Annotated in this window: 19 protein-coding genes; 13 read left to right on the plus strand and 6 right to left on the minus strand. The window is 70.9% G+C overall.

Annotated features, from left to right (window positions below):
- Positions 1–35 precede the first annotated feature (35 nt).
- Positions 36–1013 (plus strand): Bug family tripartite tricarboxylate transporter substrate binding protein, encoded by a 978-nt coding sequence (locus AC1MLT_RS21135; RefSeq protein WP_481036258.1) that lies wholly within the window; start codon positions 36–38, stop codon positions 1011–1013.
- Here AC1MLT_RS21135 and AC1MLT_RS21140 read toward each other — a convergent pair.
- On the minus strand, positions 982–1923 hold the full coding sequence (locus AC1MLT_RS21140) for a LysR substrate-binding domain-containing protein (RefSeq protein WP_481036260.1): 942 nt from the start codon (positions 1921–1923) through the stop codon (positions 982–984). The genes AC1MLT_RS21135 and AC1MLT_RS21140 overlap by 32 nt on opposite strands.
- Before the next feature lie 59 nt (positions 1924–1982).
- On the opposite strand from AC1MLT_RS21140, the gene AC1MLT_RS21145 reads away from it, so the two are divergent.
- From AC1MLT_RS21145 to AC1MLT_RS21170, 6 genes are all read left to right on the plus strand, one after another.
- On the plus strand, positions 1983–2750 hold the full coding sequence (locus AC1MLT_RS21145; protein WP_481036261.1) for a substrate-binding domain-containing protein: 768 nt from the start codon (positions 1983–1985) through the stop codon (positions 2748–2750).
- A gap of 24 nt (positions 2751–2774) precedes the next feature.
- Entirely contained in the window at positions 2775–3812 is a 1038-nt protein-coding gene (locus AC1MLT_RS21150; RefSeq protein ID WP_481036263.1) for an amidohydrolase family protein, read from the plus strand.
- A complete protein-coding gene (gene ligK, locus AC1MLT_RS21155) occupies positions 3805–4488 on the plus strand; it encodes a 4-carboxy-4-hydroxy-2-oxoadipate aldolase/oxaloacetate decarboxylase (protein WP_481036265.1) in 684 nt (227 codons plus the stop codon). Before AC1MLT_RS21150 ends, ligK begins: the two co-directional genes overlap by 8 nt.
- A gap of 175 nt (positions 4489–4663) precedes the next feature.
- A complete protein-coding gene (locus tag AC1MLT_RS21160) occupies positions 4664–6166 on the plus strand; it encodes an aminotransferase-like domain-containing protein (RefSeq protein WP_481036267.1) in 1503 nt (500 codons plus the stop codon).
- A 106-nt stretch (positions 6167–6272) separates the two neighbouring features.
- Complete coding sequence (locus AC1MLT_RS21165; protein ID WP_481036269.1) at positions 6273–8867, plus strand: putative bifunctional diguanylate cyclase/phosphodiesterase; 2595 nt, start codon at positions 6273–6275, stop codon at positions 8865–8867.
- Entirely contained in the window at positions 8867–9598 is a 732-nt protein-coding gene (locus AC1MLT_RS21170; protein WP_481036270.1) for a response regulator, read from the plus strand. The genes AC1MLT_RS21165 and AC1MLT_RS21170 overlap by 1 nt, the downstream gene beginning before the upstream one ends.
- An 83-nt stretch (positions 9599–9681) precedes the next feature.
- Here the strand turns inward: AC1MLT_RS21170 and AC1MLT_RS21175 are convergent, their stop codons facing one another.
- From AC1MLT_RS21175 to AC1MLT_RS21195, 5 genes are all read right to left on the minus strand, one after another.
- Positions 9682–10935 (minus strand): MFS transporter, encoded by a 1254-nt coding sequence (locus AC1MLT_RS21175; RefSeq protein WP_481036272.1) that lies wholly within the window; start codon positions 10933–10935, stop codon positions 9682–9684.
- A gap of 2 nt (positions 10936–10937) precedes the next feature.
- Positions 10938–11390, minus strand: coding sequence for a MarR family winged helix-turn-helix transcriptional regulator (locus AC1MLT_RS21180; protein WP_481036274.1), 453 nt, complete (start codon positions 11388–11390; stop codon positions 10938–10940).
- A 145-nt stretch (positions 11391–11535) separates the two neighbouring features.
- On the minus strand, positions 11536–13287 hold the full coding sequence (locus tag AC1MLT_RS21185; RefSeq protein WP_481036275.1) for an IlvD/Edd family dehydratase: 1752 nt from the start codon (positions 13285–13287) through the stop codon (positions 11536–11538).
- A 42-nt stretch (positions 13288–13329) separates the two neighbouring features.
- Positions 13330–14331: a Bug family tripartite tricarboxylate transporter substrate binding protein gene (locus AC1MLT_RS21190; protein ID WP_481036277.1), complete on the minus strand. Its 1002-nt coding sequence runs from the start codon at positions 14329–14331 to the stop codon at positions 13330–13332.
- A gap of 138 nt (positions 14332–14469) precedes the next feature.
- Positions 14470–15444 (minus strand): LysR family transcriptional regulator, encoded by a 975-nt coding sequence (locus tag AC1MLT_RS21195; RefSeq protein WP_481036278.1) that lies wholly within the window; start codon positions 15442–15444, stop codon positions 14470–14472.
- Between the two features lie 146 nt (positions 15445–15590).
- Between AC1MLT_RS21195 and AC1MLT_RS21200 the strand changes: the two genes are divergently transcribed.
- The 6 genes from AC1MLT_RS21200 to gsiC all read left to right on the plus strand — a co-directional run bounded on the left by AC1MLT_RS21200 (position 15591) and on the right by gsiC (position 23462).
- Positions 15591–16511 (plus strand): dihydrodipicolinate synthase family protein, encoded by a 921-nt coding sequence (locus AC1MLT_RS21200; protein ID WP_481036279.1) that lies wholly within the window; start codon positions 15591–15593, stop codon positions 16509–16511.
- Positions 16512–16792: 281 nt separating this feature from the next.
- A complete protein-coding gene (locus tag AC1MLT_RS21205) occupies positions 16793–17725 on the plus strand; it encodes a MurR/RpiR family transcriptional regulator (protein WP_481036280.1) in 933 nt (310 codons plus the stop codon).
- A 142-nt stretch (positions 17726–17867) separates the two neighbouring features.
- Positions 17868–18854, plus strand: coding sequence for an isoaspartyl peptidase/L-asparaginase family protein (locus tag AC1MLT_RS21210; protein WP_481036281.1), 987 nt, complete (start codon positions 17868–17870; stop codon positions 18852–18854).
- A gap of 59 nt (positions 18855–18913) precedes the next feature.
- Positions 18914–20815, plus strand: a complete 1902-nt coding sequence (locus AC1MLT_RS21215) for a dipeptide ABC transporter ATP-binding protein (RefSeq protein ID WP_481036283.1) — start codon at positions 18914–18916, stop codon at positions 20813–20815.
- A gap of 90 nt (positions 20816–20905) precedes the next feature.
- The gene (gene gsiB / locus AC1MLT_RS21220; protein WP_481036284.1) at positions 20906–22456 is read left to right on the plus strand and encodes a glutathione ABC transporter substrate-binding protein GsiB; all 1551 of its coding nucleotides are present in this window, start codon (positions 20906–20908) and stop codon (positions 22454–22456) included.
- An 85-nt stretch (positions 22457–22541) separates the two neighbouring features.
- Complete coding sequence (gene gsiC / locus AC1MLT_RS21225) at positions 22542–23462, plus strand: glutathione ABC transporter permease GsiC (protein WP_481036285.1); 921 nt, start codon at positions 22542–22544, stop codon at positions 23460–23462.

Here is a 23462-nt window from a genome sequence, read left to right on the forward strand (position 1 = left end):
CCCGCCTTCGATCCCCGATTGCAGAAAGAGACATCGTGAACATCCAACGACTTCCCATGCGCCGCGCCTTCGTGACCGCCCTCTGCGCCCTGGCCTGCGTCGCCGCCGGCGCGCAGACCTCCAGCACCCGCCCGATCCGCCTGGTGGTCCCGTTCGGCCCCGGCGGCGTCGCCGACCTGACCGCGCGCGTCGTGGCCCAGAAGATGACGCAGTCCACCGGACAGGCCATCGTGGTGGACAACAAGCCCGGCGCCGGCGGCGTGGTGGCCGCCGACACGGTCGCCAAGGCCGCGCCGGACGGCCTGACCCTGCTGCTGATGTCCAACGGCAACGCGGTCAGCGCGGGCCTGTTCAGGAAGCTGCCCTTCGACCCGATCGCGAGCTTCACGCCGGTGTCGATGCTCGGCTACTTCGACATGGCATTGATCGCCAGTCCCAAGTCGCGCTTCAAGACCCTGCCGGCCCTGGTCGCCTATGCCAAGGCGAACCCCGGCAAGGTCAACATCGCCACCATCAACACCGGCAGCACGCAGAACCTGGCGGCCGAGCTCTTCAAGCGCAGCCTCGGCATCGACGTCCAGATCGTGCCCTTCAACGGCAGCGCGGCCGTCATCACCGCGCTGCAGGGCGAGCAGGTCGATGCCGGCGTCGAGATCCTGGCGCCGGTGCTCGGCCAGGTGGCCGGCAACACCCTGACCGCGCTGGCCGTGATGGGCGAGAAGCGCTCGCCCGCGCTGCCGAACGTGCCCACCGTCGCCGAGAGCGGCGCGCCGGGCTTCAATGTCGCGAGCTGGAATGCGTTCGCCGCGCCGGCCGGCACGCCGGCCGATGTCGTCGCGCGCCTGAACAAGGCCACCAACGAGGCGCTCGAGTCGCCCGAGGTCAAGGAGCGCCTGGCCAGGCTGGGCGTGCAGGGCAAGGGCAGCACGCCCCGGGAGCTGGCCGACTTCTATGCCCGCGAGATCAAGCGCTGGTCGGACATCATCCAGCAGGCCGGGATCGAGAAGCAGTGAGCCGCGCGGATGCGTCGGGATCCAGCTGCGCGACCAGTTCGTGGATCAGCTCCGTGACGGCGCGCTGGGTCGCCGTGACCGGGCGCCGCGAGCTCGACGCCAGCGCCAGGCGGCTGCGCAGCACCGGCTCGACCAGGCCGCGCGCCGCGATGGCCGCCGGATCGGGCGCCGTCAGCACCGCGTTCATCGGCAGCACCGCATGACCGAAGCCATCCTGCACCAGGTCCAGGATGGCGGCGACGCCATCGATCTCCATCGCGATCCGGGGCCGCCGGCCGATGTCGGCCATGGCATGGTCGACGATCGTGCGGATCGCGTTCGGCCGCGTCGGGATCACCAGGGGCAGCTCGGCCAGCTGGTGCAGCGTGACGGGCGCGCCAGCGGCCTCCGGCGTCGCCGGCCCGACCAGGAACAGCTCCTCCTCCAGCATCACCACGCTGTCGATCTCGGGCGATGGCAGGGGGTTGTAGACCAGCGCGATGTCGAGATGGCCAGCGGCCAGCGCGCCCTGCATCGCCGTGGAGAGCGACTCGGTGATCGACAGCGTCGCATCGGGCAGGCGCTGGCGGAACGCGCGGCTCAGCGGCACGGTCAGGCGCTTGGCGAGGCTCGGCGGCAGGCCGACGGCGACGCGTCCGGCCAGGGTGCCCAGGCGCTGCTGCTCCATGGATTCGCGGGTGCGCTCGACCTGGTGCAGGATGCCGCGCGCGTGGTCGAGGAAGCGTTCGCCGGCCTCGGTCAGCGTCACGCCGCGACCATTGCGCAGCAGCAGGTTCTGCCGCAGTTCGACCTCCAGGAGGCGCACCTGGCGGCTGAGCGCGGGTTGCGCGACATCGATGCTGATCGAGGCGCGCGTGAAGCTCCGCAGGTCGGCGACGCTGACGAAGTACTCGAGCTGTTTCAGGTCCATGGATGCAGTTTAGGGACAACATCGCCACGCGCCGCCGGCGCGCGGACCGGACGACCCGCATGACAAGGACCACCGACATGGACCGCGCCATCCTTCCCCCTTCCCAGCCCCTGCGCTGCATCTCGTCGATGGCGACGCGGCAGTGGCTGGCCGCGCTGTGCGAACGCTGGACCCGCGACGGCGGCGGGGCGGTCGAGCTCGAATCGGTCGGCGGCGTCGATGCCGCGAACCGGATCGCGGCCGGCGAAGACTTCGATGTCGCCGTGCTGGCAGCCGATGCCCTCGACCGGCTGGCGGCGGCGGGCCACGTCGGCCCGCTGACCGGCCTGGCGGTGTCGCAGGTCGCCATCGCCGCGCCGGCCGGCAGAGCGCCGCCGGTCGCCACCGTCGCCGAGCTGCGGCGCACGCTCGGCGCCTGCCGGGCCATCGGCTACTCGACCGGGCCGAGCGGCAAGGCCCTGCTGGCGCTGCTCGCGCGCTGGGACCTGCTCGACGCGCTGCGGGAGCGGCTGGTGCAGGCGCCGCCGGGCGTGCCGGTGGGCGAGCTGCTGGCGCGCGGCACGGTCGACCTGGGTTTCCAGCAGCACAGCGAACTGATCCACTGCCAGGGCATCGCCCTGCTGGGTCCGATGCCCCCGGGCGCCGAGATCCCCACCCTCTTCGCCGGCGCCACCTGCCAGGCCAGCGCCCGGGCATCCCGGGCGGCGGCGCTCGTCGCCTACCTGGCCGGCGCGTCCGGCGCCGACGTCATCCGCGCCGAGGGCATGGAACCCGCCCTCGCGGCGCCACCCGCCCCCCGACCGATCTTCCCTGACCGCCTTTCCTGACCGACCTCCACCGGAGTCTTCCCCATGATCATCGACTGCCACGGCCACTACACCACCGCGCCGAAGGCGCTGGAAGCCTGGCGCCAGCGCCAGCTCGCCGCTTTCGACGCTGGCACCCCCCCGCCCGACCCGGCCGACCTGCGCATCGGCGACGACGAGCTGCGCGAGTCCATCCAGACCAACCAGCTGCGGCTGATGGACGAGCGCGGCATCGACCTGACCATCTTCAGCCCGCGCGCGAGCTTCATGGCGCACCACCTCGGCGACTTCGCCGTGTCCGCCACCTGGGCCGCGCTGTGCAACGACCTCTGCGCGCGGGTCGCGGGCCTGTTCCCGGAGCGCTTCGCGCCGGCCGCCATGCTGCCGCAGTCGCCCGGCGTGGATCCGGCCACCTGCATCCCGGAGCTCGAGCGCGCGGTCACGGAGCTCGGCTGCGTCGGCATCAACCTCAATCCCGATCCCTCCGGCGGCCACTGGACCAGTCCGCCGCTGTACGACCGCCACTGGTATCCGATCTACGAGAAGATGGTGGAGCACGACATCCCGGCCATGATCCACGTGAGCACCAGCTGCAACGCGTGCTTCCACACCACCGGCGCGCACTACCTCAATGCCGACACCACGGCCGTCATGCAGTGCATCCAGGGCGACCTGTTCAAGGACTTCCCCACCCTGCGCTTCATCGTGCCGCATGGCGGCGGCGCGGCGCCCTACCACTGGGGCCGTTTCCGGGGCCTGGCGCAGGAGATGAAGAAGCCGCTGCTGGAGGACCACCTGCTCAACAACGTGTTCTTCGACACCTGCGTCTACCACCAGCCGGGCATCGACCTGCTGACCCACGTCATGCCGACCAAGAACGTGCTGTTCGCCTCCGAGATGATCGGCGCGGTGCGCGGCATCGATCCGCAGACCGGCCACCCCTTCGACGACACGCGCCGCTACATCGAGGCCAGCCGGCTCGATCCGGCCGCGCGCGCGCAGGTCTACGAAGGCAATGCCCGCCGCGTCTTCCCGCGCCTGGACGCGCGCCTGCGCCACCTGGAGGCCACCCGTCATGCATGAGCTCGGCATCGTCCATCGCACCATCGTGCGCACCGAGAGCACCGTGGCCGACGCCCTGGCCGCGCTCGGCTCGGCCACGGTCCACGAGGCCATGGGCCGGGTCGGACTGCTGGCCTCGTACATGCGGCCCATCTACCCCGGCCGGCAGGTCTCCGGCACGGCCGTCACCGTGCTGCTGCACCCCGGCGACAACTGGATGCTGCATGTCGTGGCCGAGCAGATCCGGCCCGGCGACATCGTCGTGGCGGCCCTGAGCGCGCCCAACGCCGACGGCTTCTTCGGCGACCTGCTGGCCACGAGCTTCCAGGCGCGCGGCGCGCGGGCGCTGGTCATCGACGCGGGCGTGCGCGACGTGAAGGTGCTGCAGGAGATGGACTTCCCCGTCTGGAGCAAGGCGATCAGCAGCAAGGGCTGCGTCAAGGCCACGCTGGGCTCGGTCAACATCCCGGTGGTCTGCGCCGGCATGCTGGTCGAGCCGGGCGACGTGATCGTGGCGGACGACGATGGCGTGGTCTGCGTGCCGCGCCGCCTGGCGGCGGCGACGCTCGAGCAGGCCCGCAAGCGCGAGGCCTTGGAAGCCGACAAGCGCGCCCGGCTGGCCAGCGGCGTGCTGGGCCTGGACATGTACGACATGCGCGGGGCGCTCGAGAAGGCCGGCCTGCGCTACGTCGACTGACGCTCGCCGGCGCGACTCCGGCCGGACCGGCACCGGAGCCGTGCCGGGCCGCGGCGTCGCCCGGACGCGACACTCCGGGTCGGTGCTTCCCCGCTTGCGTCGCCGCGCGCAAGGACTAGTCTGCGCAGACGTCACCCGCCCCGCCGGCAATCGACCGAGGCGTGGTGTCGACACCATGCGCAAACGCCCGAACGCCACCTCCACGAGGTACGCATCGCTGGCCCGGAACATCGAGCGGCAGATCGCCTCCGGTGTGCTGGGTCCCGGGGATCGCCTGCCTTCCGTGCGCCAGGCATGCGCCATGCGGGGTCTGAGCGCGAGCACGGTGTTCCAGGCCTACTACCTGCTCGAGTCGCGCGGCCTGGTCCACGCGGTGCCGCGCTCGGGCTACTTCGTCGCCACCCGCGCCACCGGCGCGCAGCTCGCGGAGCCACCGACCTCGAAGCCACGATCGGGCTGCCGGGTCGTCGATATCAACGACCTGGTCTACGACATCCTCGGCTCCGTGCGGACCCGCGACATCGTGCCCCTGGGTTCGGCCTTCCCGAGCCCATCCCTTTTCCCGCTCGATCGATTGCGTCGCGCGCTGGTCTCGAGCACCCGGCGACTCGAACCCTGGGACATGGTCGACGACCTGCCGCCGGGCAACCTGCAGCTCAAGCGCGAGATCGGCAAGCGCTACGCCCGCCTGGGCATGTCCGTCGCCACCGACGAGATCGTGCTGACCCACGGCGCCATGGAGGCGTTGAACCTGTGCCTGAACGCGGTCGCTCGGCCGGGGGACGCCGTGGTGGTGGAATCGCCGACCTTCTACGTCGCGCTGCAGGCGCTGCAGCGCCTGGGCCTGCGTGCCATCGAAGTGCCCACCCACGTCCGCGAGGGCATCGACCTCGGTCGCCTGGCGCAGGTGATCGAGCTCTACCGCCCCAAGGCCTGCTGGCTGATGACGAGTTTCCAGAATCCCCTCGGCAGCCTGATGCCGCAGGAGAAGAAGCGCGATCTCGTCGCCCTGCTGGCTCGCCACGACCTGCCGTTGATCGAGGACGACGTCTACGCCGAGCTCTACGAAGGCGCGGTGGCACCGCTGCCGGCCAAGGCCCACGACCGGCACGGCCTGGTGATGCACTGCTCGTCGTTCTCGAAGTGCCTGGCGCCGGGCTACCGCGTCGGCTGGGCCGCGCCGGGGCGCCTGGCGCGCGAGGTCGAGCGGCTGAAGCTGATGACCAGCCTGTCGGGCTCGATCCCCGTGCAGTCGGCGCTGGCCGCGTACCTCCAGGAAGGTGGCTACGACCACCACCTGCGCACCCTGCGCCAGACCCTGCAGACCCAGCGCGAGAGCCTGTTGGACGCCGTGACCCGGAATTTCCCCGACGGGACCCGGGTGGCGCGGCCGGCGGGCGGCTACTTCGTGTGGATCGCATTGCCCGGCGCGGTCGATGCGATGACGCTGCATCGCGCCGCGTTGGCACGTGGCATCAGCCTGGCGCCCGGACCGATGTTCTCGGCGCGCGGCGAATTCCAGCACCACATCCGGCTGACCTGCGGGCAGCAGTGGGACGCATCGCTCGAGCGTGCGATCCGGACCCTGGCGCGGCTGGTCGGCGACGCGGCGCGCGCCGGCGCACCGGTGGACCGGTGCAACCGGCCATCTGATAGGGTGGTCCAGGCCGGGGACTGATCACACCGCCGGCGCAGACCCGCCGAAATACTGCGGCATGCCCAAAGACATGCCGTCCCGCCCCTGCCCCGCCCCGGACACCGCGCCGGACACCGCGCCGGCGGCAGTGTCCCTACCCCTTCCCGCGCCACTCGACCCGGCCATCGCACGGCACGAGGTCCTCGACCGGCTGGGGCCGTCCATCTTCGCCGGGCTGCTCGATACGGACGGGGTGCTGCGCTACGCCAACCACGCGGCACTGCGCGCCATCGACAGCACGCCCGAGCAGGTGCTCGGCCGCCCCTTCGACGCCACGCCCTGGTGGCAGGCGTGCGATCACTCGCGGTGGCGGCTGCGCCAGGCGGTCGCGAGCGCGGCGCGTGGCGAGGCGTCGCGCTTCGATGTCCGCGTGGCGGTCAGCGGCGGCGCCACCCTGTCGATGGACTTCTCGCTGCTGCCGCTCCACGATCCGGAGGGCCGCGTCGTCTGGCTGATCCCGTCCGCGCGCGACGTCAGCGACCGCGAGCAGGCGCAGCGCCAACTGCAGCTCACCCGCCTGGCAGTCGAACAGGCCAGCGACGCCCTGATGCAGGTCGGACCCGATGGCGCCGTGCGCGATGCCAATGCCGCGGCCTGCCGACTTCTGGGCGTGGACCACGCGCAGCTCCTGCGACTGCGGGTGCCCGACATCGATATTCAGGTCGATGCGACGCAGTGGCCGCAACGCTGGCGCGCGCTGTGCGAACGGGGCGCCCTGCGTTTCGAGACCAGCATCCGCCACCAGGAGGGCCATGAGATTCCGGTCGATGTCTCCGTCAGTCTGGTAACCAGCGACGAGGCATCCTTCGCCCACGTCTGCATCGACGACCTGCGCGAGCGCCGCGCCGCCGAGCGCCGCATCCGGCAGCTGGTGGAATTCGACCAGCTCACCGGGCTGCCGAACCGTCGGCTGCTGTTCGAACGCCTGGGCGCGACCCTGCAGACCGGCAGCCAGACTGCGGTGCTGGTGCTCGAACTCGACCGCTTCAAGCGCATCAACGACGGCCTCGGCCCGCACGTCGGCGACGCGGTGCTGCGCGAGGCGGCGCGACGCATCGCCGCCGCCGTGCGCAGCATCGACCTGGTCGCGCGTCGCGGCGGCGACGAATTCGTGGTCGTGATGCCCTCCGTCCTGATGGAGGCGGTGCAGCTGGCACGGGCACTGCTCGCCGGCGTCGCGTGCCCGATGACGCTCGAGGGACACGAGGTCCACCTCACCTGCAGCATCGGCATCGCCATGGCGCCGGCCGATGGCGACCACGCCGACACCCTGCTGCGCCATGCCAACGCCGCCCTGCACCAGGCCAAGCGGCTCGGCCGCAACCAGATCAGCGTCTACGCCGGCGCTTCGCACGACGACGATCCCGAGCGGCTGGTGCTGGAGACCGCCCTGCGCCACGCGTTGCGGGACGATCAGCTCGAACTGCACTACCAGCCGCAGGTCGATCTCCGGCACGGCCGGATCGTCGGCGTGGAGGCCCTGCTGCGCTGGCGCCATCCGACGCTCGGCGGCGTGGCGCCGGATCGCTTCATCCCGATCGCCGAGGAGACCGGACTGATCGTCCCCATCGGCGAATGGGTGCTGCGTCGCGCCATGGAGCAGGCGTCGCTCTGGCAGCGGCTCGGCCTGCCGCCGCTGCGCATGGCGGTCAACCTGTCGGCGCGGCAATTGCTGCTGCCGGACCTGGCGCGGCGCATCGAGGACCTGCTCGCCGTGACCGGACTCGACCCCCGGCTGTTTGGCGTCGAGGTCACCGAGAGCATGCTGATCGGCAATTTCGAACAGGCGGTGGCGCACCTGCGAACGCTGCGCGCGCTGGGTGTCGAGGTCTCGCTCGACGATTTCGGCACCGGCTACTCCAGCCTGAGCTACCTGCGCCGGCTCCCCGTGGACGTGGTCAAGATCGATCGATCGCTGGTGCCCGACGTCACCGCGCCGGCCGAGGACGTGTCGATCACGCGCGCCATCATCACGATGGCGCACCAGCTGCGCATGAAGGCGCTCGCCGAAGGCGTCGAGAGCGAGGGCCAGGCGGCACTGCTGGCCGCCAACCGGTGCGACCAGATGCAGGGCTACTGGTTCAGCGCCGCATTGCCGGCGCCGAGGATCGAGGCGATGCTGCGCGAGGGCCGGCGGATCGACGTGGCGCCGTTCGGTCGGCACTCGCGACAGCGCGCCCTCTCCAGGTTCCTGGCCAGACGCTGGGATGTCGAGCAGCTGCGCTCCCACCTGCGCGAGGCCTTCGCGTCCAAGGACATGGCCGACCGCCACCGCCAGCTCGGCCAGGAGCTTCAGACCGCCCGCAAGGAAATCGACGACCTGAACCGGCAGCTGCAGAGACTGCTGAATGTCCGGCTCGAGCGCAACCGCTACGACATCGACCCCTGCGAGACGGCGCAGGACGTGCTCGACGCGATCCCGGTGCCCGTGCTCGGGATCGACGACGACGGCCAGCTGACATTCGCGAACGCATCGGCGCAGGCCCTGTGCGGACTCGACGGCGATCCTGCGGAGGTGCCGGCGACCGAGCGCTTGCTGCCCACCCTGCGCCAGGCACTGCACGACGATCTCACGCTGGTCACGCTGGCGAAGCGACAGTGGTGGGCGATGTGCCGGCCGCTGGGCGACGGCGCGCGGGGTCGCCTGCTGGTGCTGCTCCCGCAGACCGGGGAGTCGACGTGATGGTCGCTGCGTCCACGGACGCCCGGCCCTGGACGCTGCTGGCCGTCGATGGCGACGCCTATGCCCTGGCCGCCCTGCGGCGCGTGGTCCGCCCCACGGGCTGGCGCCTCCTGACGGCCGGGCGCGCGGCGGAGGCCCGGGCGCTGCTGGCCACCGATCCCATCGACGTCGTGCTGTCCGACCTGCGCCTTCCGGACGGTGCCGGCTGGGAGCTGTTCGAGCGGGTGGGCCGGGGATGGCCGGATGCCGCGCGCGTGCTGGTGACGGCGCGGCCCGATCCGGCGCTGCTGATCGAGGCGATCAACCATGGCCGGCTGCATGGCTGCATCGCCAAGCCCTGGAACGACGACGAGCTGGTGTCGACGCTCCGCCGGATCGTCCAGCGGCGGCGATTCGAGGCCGCCCGACATGCCCTGGCACGGCTCGCGCCGGAGCGGGACGACGCGAACCCGCATGGCGCGCTCGACGATGCGGCGGTGGTCCGGCCGCCGACGCCGCCGGACGACCCCGGAGCGCGTGGCACGCTGTGCCTGCGCACGTCCGACCTGCGCCGCGGCCAGACGCTGGCGCGGGATTTCAGGTCCCCCGCAGGCGCGTTGCTGCTGTCGGCCGGGCACCGGCTCGACGATGCGCTGATCGAGCGCATCCGAGACTTCGAGCGCCAGCATCGCCTGTCGCTCACACTGGCCGTGCTGCCTCCCGCTCCTGAAGCTCCTGAAGCTGCGGCATGAAGCGGACGGGCACATGACGACGGCCCGGCACCGTCGACCACGTCTGCCCCATGCGGCGTCCCCGGCAGGAGGAGCACGCCGCATCACCCTCGGATCGGCGCCTCCCCCGGCCGCTCGACGGCGACCGCCGCAGGTCCGGGCCGGGTCCGGCGCAGATACACGATCCCGATGCCGGCGACGACCAGGCCGGCGAGCGCGCCGACCCCCAAGGCCCAGCGCGGACCGAGGCTGTCGGCGACATGGCCGATCAGCGGCGCGCCCAAGGGCGTGCCGCCCAGCAGCAGGGCCAGCAGGATCGCCATGACCCGGCCGCGCATGGCCGGCTCGGTGCTCAGCTGCACCAAGGTGTTAGTGGTCGTGTTGAAGGTCTGCGCGGCCACGCCCAGGACCATCAGCACGGCGGCGAAGAGCCACTGGTTGGGCATCAGCGCCGCCATCACGCAGCCGACGCCGAACACCGCGGCGGCCGCCACCAGCAACGGGAAGCGCGGCTTCTCGCGGCCGGCCGACAGCAGCGCGCCGCTGACCGAGCCCACCGCCATGGCGGAGCTCAGCAGGCCGTAGGCGCCGGCATCGGCATGGAACACGCCCACCGCCATGGTCGAGATGTAGATCGGGAAGTTGAGCCCGAAGGTCGCGAAGATGAACAGCATCAGCAGCGTCGCCTTCAGGTCGGGCCGGGCCCAGACATAGCGCGCGCCATCGGCCAGGCCGCCGACGGCCCGGGGCGAGACCTCGCGCCGGTGCAGGTCGGTCACGCGCAGGCGCCGCAACGACACGATGACGGCGACGAAGGACGCCGCGTTGAGCAGGAACACCCAGCCCGCGCCGATGCCCGCGATCAGCAGGCCGGCGGCCGCCGGTCCGATCATGCGGGCGGCATTGAAGGACGCCGAGTTCAGTCCGACGGCGTTGGGCAGGTCGTCCTCGCCGACCAGCTCGGAGACGAAGGTCTGGCGCGCCGGCGCATCGAAGGCGCTGGTGCACCCGAGCAGGAACGCGAACACGTCGACATGCCAGAGCCGGACCGCCCCACTCAGCGTCAGCAGGCCCAGGCCGAGCGCCAGCAGGCCCATCACGGCCTGGGTGCAGCACAGCAGCTTGCGCCGGTCCAGCCGGTCGGCCGCCAGGCCGGTCACCGGCAGCAGCAGCATCTGCGGGCCGAACTGCAGGGCCATGACGACACCGACCGCCGTGGCGCTGTGGTCGGTCAGCACCGTCAGCACGATCCAGTCCTGGGCGGTGCGCTGCATCCAGGTGCCGATGTTGGAGACCAGCGCCCCGCCGGCCCAGAGCCGGTAGTTGCGCCCGCGCAATGAACGGAAGGTGGCCGCCATGCTCAGGGCTCGATCAGGCGTTGCAGCAGGCGGCAGGCGGCGATCAGCTGGGCCTGCTCGTCAACGTCGAGCTTCTGGCGCATGGCGCCGAAGAGCCAGTCCTCGCGCGCGCTGCGGTTCGCGCGCAGCGCGCGCTCGCAGGCCGGCGTGAGCGAGATCAGGGTCTGGCGACCATCGGCCGGATCGGGCGCGCCGGCCAGCAGGCCCCCGGCCTTCAGCACCGCGACCATCTCGCTCATGGACTGCGGCCGCATGCCCTCGGCCTTGGCGAGGGCGCTGACGGTGGCCGGTCCATCGCGCTCCAGGCGCAGCACCACCTGCAGCTGGTTGAAGCTGAAGTCACCCAGGGTGGCTTCCTGGCGCAGGCGCTTCCTCATGCCGACCAGCACGATGCGCAGGTCGGCCGCCAGCGCGTGCAGGTCGGCGTCGGTGACCTCGGCGGCGGGTCTTCTCATCACGGGGCTCCATCGAGTTATACAGGCAACCTGCGCAGTTTGCCTGTAAATCCGGCGGCCCGCCGGCCACCGGCGCAGAACCCCGACGCGACGCCCAGGATCCGTCGGTCGGTCGGTCGGTCGGTCGGACGTCGGCGCCGCCGGCCTAGCGCGGCGTCTTCCCGACCATCGTCGCGGCGCGCAGGAAGTCGAAGTCCACGCCCTGGTCGGCCTGCGTGACCGAACGCAGGAACAGCTTGCGGTAGCCGCGTTCCGCGGTCGGCTCGATCACCGGCGACGCCTCGGCGCGCCGGGCGAGCTCCTCGTCCATGACCAGCAGGCTGATCTCCCGGTTGCTCACGCTCAGGCGCACGCGGTCGCCCGAGCGGACATGGGCCAGCGGCCCGCCCACGGCCGACTCCGGCGTCACGTGCAGCACGATGGTGCCGAACGCGGTCCCGCTCATGCGACCGTCGGACACGCGCACGATGTCCTTGACGCCCGCGCGCGCCAGCTTGCGCGGGATCGGGATGTAGCCGGCCTCGGGCATGGAGGCCCCCTTCGGACCGATGTTCTTGAGCACCAGCACGTCGTCGGGCGTGACGTCCAGGTCGTCGCTGTCGATGCGCGCGACCAGGTCCTCCAGTCCTTCGAAGACCACGGCCCGGCCCTCGTGCTCCATCAGGCGCGGATCGGCGGCCGACTGCTTGATGATGGCGCCCCCCGGCGCCAGGTTGCCGCGCAGCACGGCGATGGCGCCTTGCGGATAGATCGGCTGGCTCATCGGACGCACGACGTCCTGGCGGAAGCCCGGACCGGCCGACGCCAGCTCCTCGCCCAGGGTCCGGCCCGTGACGGTCAGGGCGTCGAGCCTGAGCAGCGGCTTGAGTTCGCGCAGCAGCGTGGCCATGCCGCCGGCCCCATGGAAGTCCTCCATGTAGTGCTGGCCCGAGGGCTTCAGATCGAGCAGCACCGGCGTCTCGCGCCCCATGCGGTCGAGCGCCTCCATGTCGATCTCCAGGCCCATGCGGCCCGCGATCGCCGCCAGGTGGACGATGCCGTTGGTGGAGCCGCCGATGGCCAGCAGCACCCGGATGGCGTTCTCGAACGCATCGGCGGTGAGGATGCGGTCGATGGTGAGGCCGGTGCGGGCCATCCGGACGGCCTGCGCGCCGGTCTGCTCCGCGATGCGGATGCGGTCCGCCGTCACGGCCGGGGGCGAGGCGCCCCCCGGCACGGTCATGCCCAGCGCCTCCGCGACGCAGGCCATGGTGCTGGCGGTCCCCATGACCGAGCAGGTGCCGACGCTGGCCACCAACTGGTTGTTGACGTCGACCGATTCCTGGACGTCGATCTCGCCGGCCCGGAACCGGCCCCAGTAGCGGCGGCAGTCGGTGCAGGCCCCGACCCGCTCGCCGCGGTGGTTGCCGGTGAGCATCGAGCCGGTGATGAGCTGGATGGCCGGGATGCCGGCGGATGCCGCGCCCATGAGCTGGGCCGGGACGGTCTTGTCGCAGCCACCGATGAGCACGACGGCATCCATCGGCTGGGCGCGGACCATCTCCTCGGTGTCCATCGACATCAGGTTGCGCAGGTACATGCTCGTCGGCGCGGCGAAGCTCTCGTGCACCGAGATGGTCGGGAAGTCCATCGGCAGGCCGCCGGCCAGCATCACGCCGCGCTTGACCGCCTCGATCAGCTGCGGGACGTTGCCATGGCAGGGGTTGTAGGCGCTGCCCGTGTTGGAGATGCCGACGACCGGCCGGTCGAGCGCGCTGTCGGTGAAGCCGGCGCCCTTGATGAAGGCCTTGCGCAGGAACAGGGAGAAGCCCTGGTCGCCGTAGCTGGTCAGGCCCTTGCGCATGCCGGTACCGGTCGTCGTCGCGTCGGGCTCGAAGGGGGACTTTTCTTCGCTCATGGTGTGTGCTTTCCTGGTGGTGCGTGGGGGGGCGCGCGGGCCCTATTCATCCGCCTTGATGTCGACTTCCCTGATGAGTTTCTCCCAGCGGGCGACCTCCTGCCCGATGCGGGCGGCCGACTGCGTCGGACTGCTCGGCGCGGCGGCATAGACCCCCTGCTTGAGGAAGGCGGCCTTGGCCTCGGGCGACTCCACGATCTGAGCGAGCGCGGCATTCAGGCGCGCGACGATGGGCTCGGGCGTCCCGGCGGGCGCCAGCACGCCGAAGGTGGATGCGATCTCCAGCGACGGCAGTCCCGCTTCGGCCGTCGAGGGCACGTCGGGCAGCATGGAGATGCGTTGCGGCGTCGTCACCGCGAGCGCGCGCAACCGGCCCGAGGTGATGAACGGCAACGCGGCCGGCACGGTCTCGACCATCATGTTCACCTGGCCGGCCACCAGATCGGTCATCGCCGGACCGCTGCCCCGGTAGGCGACGTGCTGCATCCGGATGCCCGCGTCCTTGCGCAGGATCTCGCCGGCCAGGCGCTGCGGCGCGCCCGCGCCCGAGGAGGCGAAGTTCAGCTTGTCCGGATGGGCCTTGCCATAGGCCACGAGCTCCCTGAGCGAGCGCACCGGCAGGTCGGGGTTGACGACCACCACCAGGGGCACCGAACCCACCACCATCACGGGAACGAAGTCCTTGACCAGGTCGTAGCGCAGGGTCGCCTTCTCCAGCGTGGCCATCGTGGCATGCGTGGTCAGCGCGCCCATCAGCAGGCTGTAGCCATCGGGCGCCGAGCGCGCGACCGCCTCGGCGCCGATGTTGCCGCCGGCGCCGCCGCGGTTGTCGACGACGACCTGCTGGCCGAGCTGCCTGCCCAGTTCGAGGGCGACGATGCGGCCGATGACGTCGGTCGCGCCGCCCGGCGGATAGGGCACGATCAGGCGGATCGCCTTGTCCGGGTAGGCGGCCGAGGCGGCGCCGGCGCCCAGCAGGGCCGCGAGCGCGAGACCGGCGCGCAGGAGTTGGCGCCGGGACGCCGGCGCGAGGGATGAATGCATTCTTGTGTCTCCATCGGGTGGACTTCGCGTCCGGGTCTCGAACGGGTCGAGATCGAAGCCGCAGTGTGGCAAGCGCCGGCTTCGCCACGAAGTCGCCGCCACAGCGATAGAAGACAAAATTCTTGTGGTCCGGGTCCGCTAGGTGCGCCGTCGCGTGCGGACCGCCCCGGGGCTTCCCGTCGCGGCTGGCCTGGCCGTCGCGGCGTCGGAGGCGGCGAGCTCCCGGCGCTGCCGGCGGCTCGCCTCGCTGAAGACGGCCTGGGCCTCGACCAGCAGCGTCCGCGCCAGGGCCGCGCGGGGTCCCTGCCGGGCATGCACGATGCCCACGCGGCGCACGGGCGCGCGCGCCGGCAGCTGCACGCGCGCGATCTCGTGGCCGCTGTGCCACATCGGGCCCCAGTCGGGCAGCAGGGCCACGCCCAGACCCTGGCCCACCACCGATGCGATGGCCATCAGGCTGTCGATCTCCAGGCGCTGCCGCACCGCGATGCCATGGTCGCGCAGATAGCGGTCCGCCAGCTGGCCGCCCAGGACGGAGCGGTCGTAGCGGATGAACGGCTCGCGCCCCAGGAGTTCGTGCGCGCCCACCCGGGCCAGACGTTTCGGCGCGACCACCACCAGCGGTTCCTCGACCAGCGGGGTCCAGGCGCAACCCTTGCCGATGGCGAACTGCGGCTCGACGACGATGGCGGCATCCAGCGCGCCATTGGCGACCTGCCGGCACAGCTCCACCGAACTGCCCGGCGCCACGAACACCGACAGGTCCGGATAGCGCTCGTAGAGCCGCTTGAGCACCGGCGCCAGCATGCTGGTCATGGCCGAGCCGAAGACGCCGAGCCTGAGCTCGCCCAGCGACACGCCATCGCCCGTCGCGGCCAGCATGTCCCGCACGTCCCGCAGCAGGTGGCGCGCCCGGTCGAGCATCTTCAGGCCGGTCTCGGTGGGCCGCACCGACCTGCCCGAGCGCTGCACCAGCGGGGCGCCGACCTCGGTCTCCAGGGCCTTGACGCGCGCCGCGATGGCCGCCGGCGTCAGATCCAGGCGGCGCGCGGCCTCCGCCATGGAGCCCAGTTCCACGACCGCGACGAAGCTCTGCACGTAGCGCGTATCCATCGGCCGAATGTAAGGCCGACGACCGACCGGCCGGCCGGAGTGAAAAAATCTTGTTGTCTGACATTCCCTCCGGGGCTGGTTGCCCGTGCGGATGTTCGTGAAACTGCTCCGCCATCCCCCTCCATCTCCACCTCGACGAGCCCGACATGACACAGCGAATCCGTGGCGTCCTCGCCCCTGTATTGACCCCGTTCACCGACGATCTCGCGCCGGACACCGCCCGCTTCGTCGCCCACTGCCGGTGGCTGGTCGACCACGGCGCCGGCCTGGCCGTCTTCGGCACGAATTCCGAGGCGGCGTCGATCTCCGTGGCCGAGCGCCTCGCGTTGACCGACGCCCTGCTGGAAGCCGGCATCCCCGGCGCCCGTCTCATGCCCGGCACCGGTGCCTGCGCGCTGCCCGACGCGGTGGCGCTGTCGGCCCACGCGAGCCGGGCGGGCGCGGCCGGCCTGCTGGTGCTGCCGCCGTTCTTCTTCAAGGGTGTCTCGGACGATGGCGTGTTCGCCTATTACGCCGAGCTCATCGAGCGCGTCGGCAGCGGCTGCGCGCCCATCTACCTCTATCACATCCCCCAGTTCACGCAGGTTCCCATCACGCTGCCGCTGATCGAGCGCCTGCTGGCGCGCTATCCGACGGTGATCGCCGGCGCCAAGGACTCGTCGGGCGACTGGAACAACACCCGGGCGATGCTCGACAACTTCGCCTCCGCTGGCTTCGACGTCTTTCCCGCCAGCGAATCCTTCCTGTCGGCGGCGTTACCGCTGGGCGCGGCCGGCTGCATCAGCGCGACGGTGAACATGAATCCGGCCGGCATCCGCGCCGTCTACGATGGCTGGAACGGCGCGCGAGGCCCGGCGCTGCAGCAGGCCGCCGATGACGTTCGCAAGGTGTTCCAGGGCGCCCCCATGATCCCGGCGATGAAGCACGCGGTGGCGCTGCAGGCCGACCAGCCGCAGTGGCGCCACGTGCGTCCTCCCCTGACCCCGCTCGCCCCCCAGGTCGCGCAGGACCTCGAGCGCCAGCTCGACGCCATCGGCTTCTCCATGCCGGGCTATCCGCGGATCTGACGCCGCGCACCGGCCCTCCCGGTCGAACGTCCGCGGACCGCCCGCGCGGAAGAGGTCCGCCACGGCGCCATCGGCATCCACCACGTGGGCCCGCACCACCCGCGCGATGTCCCGGGCCGACGTCTGGGCGAAGCGGTCCTGCGGTCCGGACTCCCTGGTCGAGGCGAGGGAGCCAGGCGGCACGCCAGGGAGAACGAAAAATAACCCGAAATGATCATTTATTTTCTTTATGATTCTTTAACTGAAAATTTTTAGTCATTTCGTTCTTGTCTCTTCGAGCCATGTCTCCGTCTGCCTCCCACGATCCCGGGTCCATCGCCATCCGGATCGCCCATGCCCGCGTCAAGCTGACGCGGTCGCACCAGCAGCTGGCCGACTACGTGCTCGCGCATCCGCTGCAGGCGGCGACCATGCCGATCGACGAACTGGCGGCGGCGGTGGGCGTGTCGGTCGCCACCGCCAACCGCTTCGCGCGCGCCATCGGGCTGGACGGCTATCCGATGCTGCGCTCGGAGCTGGTGCGCGGCTTCGAGGCGATGCTGGCCCCGATCGAGAAGATGCGCATCCGGATCGAGAAGCCCAGCAGCGTGCGCGACGTGTTCGCCGCCGCCCTCGAGGAGAGCCAGCGCAACATCGCCGCCACCCGCGAGTCGCTGGACACCGCCGCCTGCGAGGCCGCGGTCGCGGCCATCGTGGAAGCGCGCCGGATCTACATCGCCGGCTTCGGCGCCAGCGGCTGGCTGGCCGGCCTGCTGCAGCGCAGTCTCGACGGCTATTGCGACAACGTGCATCTGCTCGCGAGCGTGGCCGGGGCGTCCTATGGCGCGCGCCTGCTGCCGCGCATGCGGCCCGACGACCTGCTGATCGCCATCACCTACCCGCGCTACCTGACCGACACGGTGATGCTGGCGCAGGGCGCCTTCGAACGCGGCGCGCGGGTGCTGGCGCTGACCGACGGCCCGCACTCGCCCCTGGTGCCCCATGCCCACGTCTGCCTGTTCGCCCAGACGGAGAACCAGTACGCGGCCAATTCCGAATCCTCCGCCCTGGCGCTGATCGAGGCCCTGGCCAGCGCGGTCGCGCACCAGGCCGAGGGGTCGGTCCAGTCGGCCGCGCGCGTGACCGAGGCGGTGCTGCCCTGGTTGCACGACAGCAGCCGCAACCGGCTGGGCGCCGGCGAGCCGGACAGGCAGGCGGTCGCCAGGGACGAATGACGCCATCGATCCCGGGCCGGATCGCCCGACACCCGGCGCGACACCGTCGCGTCCCGGGCGCCGCGCCCGCCATCCGACGTCCCGCCACCTCCTTCACCCTCACCCATTCCCACTCCCACTCGTCACCTCGCGTCCCTCGTCCATGTCCGCCGTTCCCCCTCCCTCCCCCGTTCCTCCCGTGATCGCGATCCACGGCGGTGCCGGCACGCTCAGTCGCGCCACCATCAGCCCCGGGCAGGTGGAGGCCTACCAGCAGGCCCTGCGGGACATCCTGAAGGCCGCCTCGGACCTGCTGGGCCAGGGCGGCAGCGCGGTGGACGCGGTGTGCCTCGCGGTGCGGCTGCTGGAGGATTGCCCGCTCTTCAATGCCGGCCACGGCGCGGTCTTCACCGCCGACGAGACCCACGAGCTCGACGCCGCCGTCATGGATGGCGCGAATCTGGCCGCCGGCGCGGTCGCGGGCATCAGCCGCGTCCGCCATCCCATCGACGCCGCGCGCGCCGTCATGCGCCATGGCCAGCATGTGCTGATGGCCGGTGCCGGCGCCGAGGCGATGGCGCGGGAGGCGGGCCTGCCGATGGTGGAGCCCGGCTACTTCTCCACCGATGCGCGACGCCAGCAGCTGCATGCCGCCCGCGCGCGCCAGGCCGGCGCGGTGCTCGACCACGATGGCGCCGCCGCCATGGGGGCGATGGCCCCGCTGGCCGAGAACACCAAGATGGGCACCGTCGGCGCCGTGGCGCTGGACGCCAGCGGCCATCTCGCCGCCGCGACCTCCACCGGCGGCATGACCAACAAGCGTCCGGGCCGCGTGGGCGACTGCCCGCTGATCGGGTCGGGCACCTATGCCGACGACCGCAGCGCCGCCGTCTCCTGCACCGGCCATGGCGAGGCCTTCATCCGCGTGGCCGCCGCGCACGACGTCTGCGCGCGCATGGTCCATGGCGGCGCCGACCTGCGCTCGGCCACCGACGCGGTGGTGCACCGGGCGCTGCCCGCCATCGGCGGCACCGGCGGCCTGATCGCCGTGGACCGCCTCGGCAACGTCTGCATGCCATTCAACACCGAAGGCATGTACCGCGGGTCGGCACGTCCGGGCGGGACGCCCGAAGTCTTCATCTTCGGCTGAGCGCCCGGCCCGTCGCCCCACCGGTCCTCCGCCGCCACCTCATGATCCCCGCTTCCGCCATGACCCTTCCGACGAATTCGTTCCTCCACGACCTGCCACCGCAGCGCGTGCTGGCGGTCGAAGACCTGACCGTTCGTTTCGCCAATTCGGAACGCACGGTGGATGCCGTGCGCAACCTGTCCTTCCACGTCGACCGCGGCGAGACGCTGGCCATCGTGGGCGAGTCGGGCTCCGGCAAGTCGGTCACCTCGCTGACGCTGATGCGGCTGGTGGAGCACGGCGGCGGCCGCATCCTCGACGGCCGGATCGCGCTGCGCCGGCGCGATGGCGAGGTGCTGGACCTGGCGCGGGCCCGCAACTCGGTCATGCGGCCGGTGCGCGGCGCCGACATGGCGATGATCTTCCAGGAGCCGATGACGTCGCTCAACCCGGTGTTCACCGCCGGCGACCAGATCGCCGAATCGATCCGCCACCACCAGGGCATGGACCGCGCCGCGGCGCGCGCCGAGGCCCTGCGCATGCTGGAGCTGGTGCGCATCCCCGAGGCGCGCAACGTGCTCGACCGCTATCCGCACCAGCTCTCCGGCGGCATGCGCCAGCGGGTGATGATCGCCATGGCGCTGTCGTGCAAGCCCCAGCTGCTGATCGCCGACGAACCCACCACCGCGCTCGACGTGACGATCCAGGCGCAGATCCTGCAGCTCATCCGCCAGCTGCAGGACGAGATGCACATGGGCGTGATCTTCATCACCCACGACATGGGCGTGGTCGCCGAGGTGGCCGACCGGGTGCTGGTGATGTATCGCGGCGACAAGGTCGAGGAAGGCCCCTCCGAGCAGGTCTTCGGCCAGCCCCGGCATCCCTACACCCGGGCGCTGCTGTCGGCCGTGCCCAAGCTCGGCGCGATGCGGGGCACCGACCTGCCGCGCCCCTTCGAGCTGCTGCGCGACGGCGTCGTGGTCCCGCCGGAAGGTGCGGCCGATGGCGATCGCGCCGCCGCGCCGGCCGACACCCGCCCGGCGGGCGAGCCGCCGATCCTGCGCGTGAAGGACCTGGTGACCCGCTTCGACCTGCGCTCGGGCCTGTTCAACCGCGTCACCCGCCGGGTGCATGCGGTGGAGAAGGTCAGCTTCGACCTCCATCCTGGCGAGACGCTGGCGATCGTGGGCGAATCGGGCTGCGGCAAGTCCACCACCGGGCGCTCGCTGCTGCGGCTGGTGGACAGCCAGGAAGGCGCCATCGAATTCGGCGGCCGCAACATCCTGGAGCTGCCGACCTCGCAGGTGCAGGCGCTGCGCCGCGACATCCAGTTCATCTTCCAGGACCCGTTCGCCTCGCTCGACCCGCGCCTGACGGTGGGCTTCTCCATCATGGAGCCCCTGCTGGTGCACAAGGTCGCCAGCGGCCAGGCGGCGCAGGACCGGGTCGACTGGCTGCTGCGGAAGGTCGGCCTGCCGCCGGACCACGCGCAACGCTATCCGCACGAGTTCTCCGGCGGCCAGCGCCAGCGCATCGCCATCGCGCGCGCCCTGGCGCTCAACCCCAAGGTGGTGGTGGCCGACGAGTCGGTGTCGGCGCTGGATGTCTCGATCCAGGCGCAGATCGTCAACCTGATGCTCGACCTGCAGCGCGAGCTGGGCGTGGCCTTCCTGTTCATCTCGCACGACATGGCGGTGGTCGAGCGCATCAGCCATCGCGTGGCGGTGATGTTCCTCGGCCAGATCGTGGAGATCGGCCCGCGCCGCGCGATCTTCGAGAACCCGCAGCACGCCTACACCCGCAAGCTCATGAACGCGGTGCCGATCGCCGACCCGGCGCGCCGCCACCTCAAGCGCGCCCTGCTCGAGGGCGACATCCCGAGCCCGATCCGCGCCATCGGCGACGAGCCGGACGTGCGGCCGCTGGTGCAGGTCTCGCCCGGCCACTTCGTGGCGCGCCATTCGATCGCCAACCTGTACTGACGCGCCGCGCGCCCCCGGGGCGTCCGGCTCGTCCTCTCCTCCCTTCCTCCTTCCCCCATCGCATCCGTCCTCTTCCCATCGGAGTTCCCCATGAAGAAAACCACCACCTCCCGTCGCATCGCAGGCAGCCTGCTGGCCCTGGCGGTCCTGGCTGCCTCCGGCTCCGCGCTGGCCGCCGGCAATGCCGTCCTGGCCATCTACCAGCAACCCGAGACGCTCGACCCCTACAACACCAACACGACCATCACCACGGCCGTGACCAAGAGCTTCTACGAAGGCCTGTTCTCGTTCGACAAGGACATGAAGCTCAAGAACGTGCTGGCCGAGGGCTACGAGGTGTCCAAGGACGGCCTGGTCTACACCTTCAAGCTGCGCACCGGCGTCAAGTTCCACGACGGCACCGACTTCAACGCCGCCGCCGCCAAGGCCAACCTCGACCGCGTGATGGACCCCGCCAACCGCCTGCTGCGCGCCAACCAGTTCAACCGCGTGTCCAAGGTCGAGGCCGTGAATCCGCAGACCCTGCGCGTCACGCTGAAGGAGCCCTTCGGCCCCTTCATCAACGCCCTGGCCCATGCCTCCGCCGCCATGATCTCGCCCGCCGGACTGGCCAAGTGGGGCAGCAAGGACATCGCCTTCCATCCGGTGGGCACGGGTCCGTTCGAGTTCGTCGAATGGAAGCAGACCGAATCGATCGTGGGCCGGAAATTCGCCGGCTACTGGAAGAAGGGCTATCCCAAGGTCGACCAGGTCACCTGGAAGCCGGTGACCGAGAACAACACCCGCGCCGCCATGCTGCAGACCGGCGAGGCCGACTTCGCCTTCACGCTGCCCTACGAGCAGATCGCCACGCTCAAGAACAGCGACAAGTTGGAGGTGGTGTCCGCGCCGTCGATCATCCAGCGCTTCCTGACCTTCAACAACCTGCAGAAGCCCTTCGACAACGTCAAGGTGCGCGAGGCCATCGGCTATGCCATCAACAAGGAGGCATTGGCCAAGGTGGCCTTCAACGGCCATGCGTTCCCGGCCCAGGGCTTCGTGCCGCAGGGCGTGGAATACGCGGTCAAGATGCAGCCCATCCCCTACAACGTGCAGAAGGCGCGCGAGCTGCTGAAGGAAGCGGGCTATCCCAACGGCTTCGAATCCGTGCTGTGGAGCCACTACACCAACACCACCAGCCAGAAGGTGATCCAGTTCCTGCAGCAGCAGCTGCAGAAGGTGGGCATCAAGGTCACGGTGGAAGCGCTGGAGCCCGGCAAGCGGGTCGAGCTGGTCGACTCCTGGCCGGATCCCAAGACCTCCAAGCTGCGCATGCACTACGTGGGCTGGTCGTCCTCCACCGGCGAGGCCGACTGGGCCTTGCGCCCCCTGTTCTCAACCGAGTCGTGGGCGCCGAAGCTGGCCAACTACGCCTTCTACAGCAACCCGGTGTTCGACGAGGCCGTCGCCAAGGCGCTGGTCACGACCAATGGCGCCGAGCGCGCCGCCTTCTACAAGACCGCGCAGGAGCAGCTCGCCAAGGATCTGCCGCGCATCCCGCTGGTGACCGAGGACGTGCTCTATGCGCACTCCAAGCGCCTGTCGGGCGTCTACGTGATGCCCGACGGCAACATCAACAGCGACGAGATCGCGCTGAAGTAAGCCCGCGGCCCCCATCCATCGGTGCGGGCCGCCTTCCGTTCCTTCCCGGTTTCCTCACATCGCTGCGCACTGCAGCGGCGCATCCATGCTGAACTACTTTGTCAAACGACTGCTGGGACTGCTGCCCACGCTGCTGATCGTGGCGGTGCTGGTGTTCCTGTTCGTCCACCTGCTGCCCGGCGACCCCGCGCGCCTGGCCGCCGGCCCGGACGCCGACGAAGCCACCGTGCAGACGGTGCGCCAGGAGCTGGGCCTGGACCGGCCGCTGCCCGAGCAGTTCGTGCATTTCTTCTCCCGCATCGTGCAGGGCGACCTGGGCACCTCCATGCGCAGCCGCCGCCCGGTGGCCACCGAGATCGGCGAGCGCTTCATGCCGACGCTGCTGCTGACGCTCTCCAGCATGGCGTGGTCGGTGCTCTTCGGCATGGGCATCGGCATCCTGTCGGCCGTCTATCGCAACAAGTGGCCCGACCGCCTGGGCATGACGCTGGCGGTCTCGGGCATCTCCTTCCCGGCCTTCGCGCTCGGCATGATGCTGATGCAGGTGTTCTCCGTGCAGCTGGGCTGGCTGCCCACGGTGGGCGCCGCGACCTGGCAGCACTACATCCTGCCGTCGCTCACGCTGGGCGCGGCGGTGGCCGCCGTGATGGCGCGCTTCACCCGGGCCTCGTTCGTGGAGGTGGTGCAGGAGGACTTCGTGCGGACCGCGCGCGCCAAGGGCCTCGACGAACGCGTGGTCATCCTCAAGCACTGCCTGCGCAACGCCCTGATCCCGGTCATCACCATGATGGGCCTGCAGTTCGGCTTCCTGCTGGGCGGCTCGATCGTGGTGGAGACGGTCTTCAACTGGCCCGGCCTCGGCCGCCTGCTGGTGGATGCCGTGACCATGCGCGACTACCCGGTGATCCAGTCGCTGGTCCTGCTGTTCTCGCTCGAGTTCATCCTGATCAACCTGGTGGTCGACATGCTCTACGGCTACATCAATCCCACCATCCGCTACAAGTGA

This window comes from Variovorax sp. PEI5, assembly GCF_056679935.1.